Below are 7,696 nucleotides of genomic sequence, written 5' to 3'. Positions count from 1 at the left end.
TTCTGTCGGAGGTGCTTGTAGGCCTTCCGCAGGGCAACTTTCGCCGCACCTCCGGTATATCCGGCCCACCAGGGGATTTTGACGCCTCTGAGGGCTTGTTTATAGTCGATCTCGCCGGTTGTTTCGAAAGGTTGGGCTGGCATGCCGTCTGAATCTACCAGATATAGCCGTATAAGCGGCCGATACGCTCCCACGAAGGGGATTTGAATCAGAGAAAAAGACGCACCCCGCGCACCCCTTGTTCGCGGTGGTTTTCGACGAAAAGCACGACCCATCAGTACTGAGTGGTAGACCGTTGTCGACTCACGCCGGACACATCTGTCCGGTTCGGTAGTGTGAGACGGACAGATGTGTCATCCAGCGGTTGTGCCGTCCACGTCGACGGACGGGGAGAGACGGTTGTCAGTCCTCGCTTGAGAGTGAACCAGCATCCGGTCCAGCACCCCACAATGTAGCCCGGTTACTCGACGTAGAGGAACCACTCCCTCCCGTGTGGTCCGACTCGTGTTTGAAAGAGAGCCGAATCTCCTTACCGAGTTGGTCAATGGCATCCAGTACCTCAGATTTGAGGCGTTTTCGGTCTTCTCCGTCCTGAGTCCAGCGGTCCCACAGGTCGGATTGTGCCTCCAAGAGAAGGTCCTGACGGAGGACGATGTACTGCGCCACCGCGACCGCCTCTGTCTTGTGCTGAAACTCAGGGCGGATGTCCTCGTATAAACTCTTGAACCGCTGTTCTTGGTCACCATCCATCGCGCGGAGCCGGGAGACGGTGTCCATGTACAGACCCGTCCGCATCGCGTTCGCGTTTCCTTCAGGAGCACCACGGCCGTCACTCTCAGACTCGGGTGCTTCAGGGTCGTTGGAGTGAGTCTCCAACCAGCAGTAGCCGTCGTCCCCTGTCGCTGGGTTTTGACACGGCCCGTTTGTCGCGTCGTATCCACAGGTATCTGTCTCGTCGGTCATGGTGAGGAAAACACAAACTACCCGGAAAAGAGTCCTCAACAGGTGTATACCCGGGATTTGTGATTGTATCCGGGAGGAGACACACCTATTTGCGGTGGCTTTCGACGAAAAGCGCTACCGTCACAGAACTCAGTCGTCGGCTGGCCCAGAAAGGTGTACAACCTGATGGTGAATCCAACAGAGGCCAGTCGGTGCGTTCGGTGGTCGACCACACGGGTCACCGGATTCCGTGTCGTCGTATCCACAACGTGGGGCGTCAGAGGTCACGGTGTTCCTCAGGAGTCCCCCGGACCGGCGTCAGCGGTGTACCTCCACACCCCACCGTGTCCGGAGGTCTCCACGCTCGGTAGGTCACTCAGTGCCGGGTACACACAGTTTTTCCAGAGAGACGCCGCAGAGGAGTACGTCTCTCCGTCGACACCCCACGCCACTTCCCGGAGGTCGTTCGTTTCAGCGGACCCGTGCTCCCGAAGGTGAGAGAGGGCCGCTCGTACGGCGTCCTGTCGTCGGTCCAGCGTGTGACCCGTCCCTGGGAGGTCCTCCAGTACGTCAGAGAGTACTGGTGTCGTCGGTACGTCCTCTCCTGCTGTGTCCGTGTCCTCCCGTTGGTCGGCGTCGACAGCATCGGGAGAGACGTGGGGAGCGCCAGGTGCGGCGTCGTGAGTCCCACCCGTCGGCTCCACGTCGGCAGAGGCGCGTGAACTCTCCACCGCTATATCTTCCCGCAGAGGACGCCACCACACCCGGGAGCGCCCGCCTACCTTCTTACTCTCGACGTCGCCGGCATCCTCCAGCGCGTGGAGTTTATTCAGTGCCGTCCGGCGGGAGCATGTGAGTACGTCGGCCACCTCCGACGCCGTCAGCGGCTCCGCACGATCCTCCAGGTCCCGAAACACGTCCAGCGTGTCTCGCGGCGTTACCTCCGGTGGTCGGCCACCGTGTCCAGGTTGCATATTTCCCACAACGGCAGGAACCCGTTTAGAAGTTACCCACGTAGGTAGATACCCACGAAGGTAATTTCCTACGAAGGTATGAAAGAGTCCGAAAGTCCAGAAATCTCAGCGGAGAAACGTTTATTGTTATTGCCTACGTGGGAAGAAACAGAGGCTAACGCCCCCCGGGGTCGAAGTACCCAGACGCTGGAGACGTCCGGGCGTTGGCTTTCTGGAGAAAACCATGTCCACACTCGTACACAGTCGTCTTGAAGCCGGCGAATCACCCGCCGGCAGTCGTATTGATTCTGAGCGCCCGCTGTCGGTCGCAGACACCGGAGCCGGTCTCCTGGTGTACCGCGTCGAGACAGAGTACCGCCGCCACCTGGACCGCCGTGTGACCGTCGCACGGGAGTTGGTCGGCTTCTCCGACGTGAGCGACTGGAGCGTGATTCGTGACGCTCTCCGCGCCCGTGGTCACGGCGTCGGGGCTACCACGCACCTACCGGAGATACCGCTCTCAGAACTCCCCGAACCCAGGGCGTAAGCGGCACCTCACGCATCTTTACCGGGAAACCGGCGGGGTGGGGTGGTGACGCCACTCTGCCGGCTCGTGTAACGTGTGTGTGACGGGGACCGCGGACAACGCCCTCGTACGTTATTGGAGGCATTACGTCTCCTACTTTCTGGATTTCGGACTGTCTTATCATATATAAGTCTGGCGGGTGCACAACCTTTATTCTGCTATACAGTGGAGAACACAGTGTACCAGCACGGGGACTGGCCGACTCGCGTCGGGTTCTCAGTCCACCGCGCCTAACTGAGTAGAGAAATCTCTACCAGCGTTTTGAGGCCACCCAGTAAGGTGCACAAGATGGTCACGTCGATGAGGAGCGTTTTCCGTCTTGTGAGGTGGTTCTTGAGTCGGACCCGCCGGGTCCGAAGTCTATTCGTAGTCTCTGCGTCTGTCTCGTGGGGACCGTCTTGGCGGTCGCTGTGATTCTCCTGGCTCATGCGATCACCCGCCGACGGATAAGCCGGCGGCTCACTGAGTGTAACGTCCAGCCAGAGAACCCCAGTGTACCAGCACGGGGACTGGGTGGTACGCTACATACCCACCCACGAGAGGTTGGTTAAAAACGATTACGTCTCTAAAACCGTGTTAGCATACAACATGGTTAGGAGAGTATTAGCCGCGGCTTACGTCGCCACTACACCCGGGAGCGCCCGCTGAGTCGGTACAGCGCCGAACGTCGCCACTCTCACCCCGCCACCGTCTCCAGTGCTAGTGTCGTCGCTCACCTCCAGAACGTCGGCATCCTCCCGTGGGTCAACAGGGTGGACATCGGCACACATGGCCTGGAGTGCGTCCTCCCACTCTTGGAGCCACGGCCACTCGTCGCGTATCAGGTCGAAGTCCGGCGGCCACTCCGCGTAGAACCGGCCCACCGGGTCGCCGCGGTCGCTCCAGCGGTCCGCGGGTGAGAGCCACTCGACGGCACGGCGGTACACCCCCAAGAGTGAGCCGTTTCGCATCCGCGCCTCTCCCGTCCGTTCTCCCGTCGGTGTCGCGTACCACGGGAGCACCTCCACCGGCTCCCCGTCGACGGCGTCGGCGTCCGTGTCGCGGTCGGTCGGCCCGGTGAGCGGTACACGAAGGCCCTCCGGCGTCTCGCGGAGAAGGTCGAACGCCAGGAGACGGTCACGGTGGTTGCGGACGGACTGAGTGGAGACGTCAGCCCGTGACGCCGTCTCCGCGACAGAGAGCGGCCCGTCGGCGGTGAGGAGTGCGTGTACGACCTTCCGGGCAGACGGTGCCACGAACGGTAACAGCGCCTCCGTCGGGAGCGTGGAGAGCGCGTACCGTATCTCGTCAACACGGACCCGACGCCCCGGGTGTCGCTTCTCGCGTCCTAACCCGTGGAGTGCCCGGGCCGCATCGTACGGCGTCGACGTGAACGCCTGGAGGATACCGACCGCCTCCCGTGTCGCCTCCAGGTCCTTGTGGTCGCACATCGCCAGGGCGGCACGGGCGTAGGCCCCCCTCCCGTGGTCCGTCCGGACGGGGACACGGATGCCGAACCCGGGTGCATCCTCGTGAACCTCCGCCGGACGCTCCAGGTTGGCGTGGAGGAGGTCCTCCAGGTCGGAGACACCCGGTCCAACCAACACGAACCCCCCGATGAGTGTCCCGAACGGGTCCGCCGCGTCCACCGACGGAGACGGTACCTCTCGCTTCTCCGCCCGCTGTTCGTGGAGTTGGCGGTGTGCGGAGAAGTGGCCGTACCGTGACTGGATCGTGACGCCCTTCGCTACCGTCCGCACCAGGTCCGCCCGGCGGTCCTCAGAGAAGTTGCGGGAGAACTCGGGGAGCCGCACCTCCCGACTCACGGAGACGCCCGCCAGGTCGAGAAGGTGAACGACCGTCCCCGCCAGGCCCAACGCCTCCCGGAGAATCGCTCCCCGGAACCTGTTGCGGTCCTCATAGTCGCCGTGACTGAGCGCCCGGGTCATGTCCAGGAGGTTGTCTCGTGCCGCCTCCAGCGCCTCCACGTACGCCGCTCCGTTCGCATCGGCGTCCTTCAGGTAGCCGAGACACCGCGTCCCCCGGAGGAGTGTCGCATCGTCCAGCGAGAGGCCTGACAGGTCCCCCGCCTCCCCGTCGAGACGGGCGGGTGTGAGGACGTTGTCCCACATCTTCCAGTCCGTTAACGCCCGGGCCACGCACACCCACCACTGCATGGGGTTGTCGAACTCTGCGGACACTACGACGTGGTCCGCTTCCGGGTCGTAACTCCACGCCGGCTCCCGTCGGTCCTCTTTCTTCGGTATCGGGCGGTCTACCAGGCTCACACCCGGGGTTTCCGGCGGTGAGACGGACGCTACTGCCGCGTGCTCCCAGCAGGAGAGGTACGCGACGTCAACCAGCCCGTCCATCCGCCGTCGGTCCACCCTCTCTGCCTCCCCGTGCCCGTTCGGGTTTACACGGCTATTGTCGGAGGGTTTTGGGGGTTCGCTAACGCCGTCCGGGAACACCTCTGAAAGGCGTTTCTGGACGCCGTACTCCTCGTTTAGGATTTCGAGGTACTCACGCCCCGCCGGGAGGAGAGACGCACGTCGGCCACCAGGCGCGGAGAACGTCTCCAAGAGGTCGTGGTCCTCTAGGAGGTTCACACACTGGCTCACACGGGAGCGGGACACGGTGGAGTGTTTCGCCTGTAGAGCGTGATAGGAGAGCGTCTCCGACGCTTCCGCCGCGACGTCGCGGAGAATCTGGACGGTACGGGAGTCGTTCGACAGGTCGCCCCGTGCCTCCCGCACCAGACGCTCCACAACACGACTGGACGCTTGCTCAGATAGGCGTGGGTTGGCAGATTCACTAACACTCGACGGGAGCGCCTCCCGGTACTCAGTCCACAGACGCGCCCGCACGTAGCCAGACGACACCACACGGACGGCACACGTCTCCCCCAGGTCCGACAGGAACCCCAGGAACTCCTCAGGGCGTCGGCACGCCTCACGGTCGAAGAGCTCGGCGTCCAGGTGAACCACGACCGTCGGGACGACGTCGACGTGTCGAAGGAGCGCCAGAGGACCACGGCGGACGTCGTCGCGGTACGTCCGGAGACCCAACGGACGGCCACTCCCAAGAGAGCGCGTTACTTCCAGGCCACGCCAGAACGTCGGTGAGTCGCGGTCCGACAGGAGCCACTCACACACTCTCGCGTACGCGCCCTGGAGTGCGTCGATACCCACACCGTCTAAGTCAGCGTAGAACTCCGCCCGCGACATACCCGCCGCGTGCTCCCGAAGCGACTCGACGAACCGCGCGGCAAATCGCGTCCGGTCGCTCCACGGGTCAAACAACACCCGCCAGAGACCCGTGGGTGTGAGGTCCGACGGGTGGAGCCGTGCATCGGCGTCGACGGGCGGTGAGTCGGTGAACTGAACCCCGGGTTCGGGACCGGAAACACGGTGTCCAGACGTCACACCGCCACCTCCACAGGAGAGAATAACTCACGCAGGCACATCTCCGGTTCACCGGAATTATCCTGAGTAGTGCAAGTGTCAAAATCGTCTGACTGGCCTCTGTTTAAGTGCAAAAAGCCAAGCTCTCCAGAGTCTGATACACCCCCCCGACCAAACCTATCAAAGCGGGGAGGGGAAACACTAGAAACAACGGGGTGGCTGGAGTACTGGAGAAGCGTCTTAGAGGCGGTGCGTCGGTCGGTGGGGTGTGTCGTCAGCATTTATCTCGGTCATGACCGAGGCAGGTACACACCGTCACGCAGAAGGTTTAACCCCCGTCAGGGGGACATACTACGTGACGGCGTGTGTCGCGCACAACGTGCGTGTGCACCTGACCCGTTCCGCGTTTCGCCTGCTTACTGGTTCATCTTTGGAAGGGTGGAACCAGTAGCAGGGGACGTTTCTAAGTCCGTGAGAGTCCTCTTTGTCAGTACGTCGGGACTATAACAGATAAATCTGTGTATGCAAAAAAGGTCCAAAGTTCCAAAGTGCGAAAGTTGGATAGTACCTCAGCCGCTACGAGCCGTCTGAGTGGAGAGTTGAGCCTCGCGTGTTGGACGCCTCACAGGGAGCCTCTCCGGGACGCGAACCGGAGTGCGTTCTGGGAGACGTGACATCACTGCGAAGTGGCCTCGATGAACTCAGCGGCGGTGGGGTAGTTCGCTGGGTTTTCTCCATACTTTTCATGGATGAACTCCGCCGGCTCCATATCTGAGGACCGGCAGTCCCGAAGGTCTGACGCCGTCATAGCCCTGAGTGCCTTCTCGTTGGCGCTGTTACTCTTCTCCGGTAGATCACCGCCAGTATCCGAAGACGACCGTCCACCCTTACCCGTGGTAGAGCCTTTCTTCGAAGAGGTTGCTTCGATGAAATCACCTCTGGAGTCGTAGTTTTTCGGTTGCTTGCCGTACCTCTCCAGGAGGAACTCACCCGGCCGCATATCCGATTTTCGGCACTCCTTGATTTCAGAGGCAGTCATGAACGATACAGCAGTCTGGTGGTCCGCTTCGGTGAGCGGCTGGTCTGAGCCTTCCGTTACGTCTGGTCGGTCCTGGTTTCGCCGGCCACGTTGACGACGGCCCCCAGAGTTCGTGCCGTGTATCGTGTAAACGTGGTCGCTCATTCAGCGGCCTCCACGGAAGAGATCTCCGCGTCGGTCGAGGCGTTGGGGGCCTGGAGATCTCCACAAACCCACTCCTCACCGGGGATAACCGGTGGCTCCACACCCGGTAGAGACGCAAGAACGTCGCGACCTTCCTCAACCCACCAGACGACAGAGTCGGTATGTGCACCAGGGTGGGCATTGAAGCACTCTTCTCGAAGTACTTCACCACGGACGCGCCCGTGTTCACTCAGAAGACTGTGAGCCGTCCGAATCGCGGTCTGAGAAGACACGTGGGAAGTCCGTTCCCGAACGTCGGCCCGGAGGTCTTCCCATGCCGGGAGCCCCTCAGAGACACGGTCTTCCGCCGGGATGATGCGGTCGTGGTCGAAAGAGTATCTCTTGGCGGTGCTGTTAACAGACACACCAGGGAGCCACGTCAGAAGTGGAAGCGCATTCCGCTTCCACTCTCCCCGTGGGAGAGACTCTCGGGTAGAGTCCTTGAACGCCGCACGAAAGAGTTCGTTGGTGCTACAGGAATTATTCTGTCGGAGGTGCTTGTAGGCCTTCCGCAGGGCAACTTTCGCCGCACCTCCGGTATATCCGGCCCACCAGGGGATTTTGACGCCTCTGAGGGCTTGTTTATAGTCGATCTCGCCGGTTGTTTCGA

6 protein-coding genes are annotated in these 7,696 nt (G+C 61.7%); 1 reads left to right on the top strand and 5 read right to left on the bottom strand.

Features of this window, described 5'->3' with window-relative positions; translation table 11 throughout:
* Nucleotides 1–402: 402 nt before the first annotated feature.
* Both C5C07_RS20050 and C5C07_RS20045 read right to left on the bottom strand, forming a co-directional pair.
* Nucleotides 403–963 carry a hypothetical protein gene (locus C5C07_RS20050; RefSeq protein ID WP_115806003.1) on the bottom strand — a complete coding sequence of 187 codons (561 nt, stop codon included), beginning with the start codon at nucleotides 961–963 and terminating at the stop codon, nucleotides 403–405.
* Nucleotides 964–1,238: 275 nt separating this feature from the next.
* Nucleotides 1,239–1,916, bottom strand: coding sequence for a helix-turn-helix domain-containing protein (locus C5C07_RS20045; protein WP_115806002.1), 678 nt, complete (start codon nucleotides 1,914–1,916; stop codon nucleotides 1,239–1,241).
* A gap of 223 nt (nucleotides 1,917–2,139) precedes the next feature.
* Here C5C07_RS20045 and C5C07_RS20040 point away from each other — a divergent pair, with 223 nt between their 5' ends.
* Entirely contained in the window at nucleotides 2,140–2,442 is a 303-nt protein-coding gene (locus C5C07_RS20040) for a hypothetical protein (RefSeq protein ID WP_115806001.1), read from the top strand.
* Nucleotides 2,443–3,095: 653 nt separating this feature from the next.
* Here C5C07_RS20040 and C5C07_RS20030 read toward each other — a convergent pair.
* The 3 genes from C5C07_RS20030 to C5C07_RS21370 form a co-directional block, all read right to left on the bottom strand.
* Nucleotides 3,096–5,885, bottom strand: a complete 2,790-nt coding sequence (locus C5C07_RS20030; RefSeq protein ID WP_115805999.1) for a hypothetical protein — start codon at nucleotides 5,883–5,885, stop codon at nucleotides 3,096–3,098.
* A 655-nt stretch (nucleotides 5,886–6,540) separates the two neighbouring features.
* Nucleotides 6,541–7,047, bottom strand: a complete 507-nt coding sequence (locus C5C07_RS20025) for a hypothetical protein (RefSeq protein ID WP_147302067.1) — start codon at nucleotides 7,045–7,047, stop codon at nucleotides 6,541–6,543.
* On the bottom strand, nucleotides 7,044–7,696 hold a 653-nt coding region (locus C5C07_RS21370; protein ID WP_158546607.1), incomplete at its 5' end, for a hypothetical protein. The genes C5C07_RS21370 and C5C07_RS20025, both read right to left, overlap by 4 nt.

It is taken from the genome of Haloferax sp. Atlit-4N (assembly GCF_003383025.1).
GTDB classification, from domain to species: domain Archaea; phylum Halobacteriota; class Halobacteria; order Halobacteriales; family Haloferacaceae; genus Haloferax; species Haloferax gibbonsii.
This window is presented reverse-complemented; position numbering and strand designations above follow the sequence as displayed.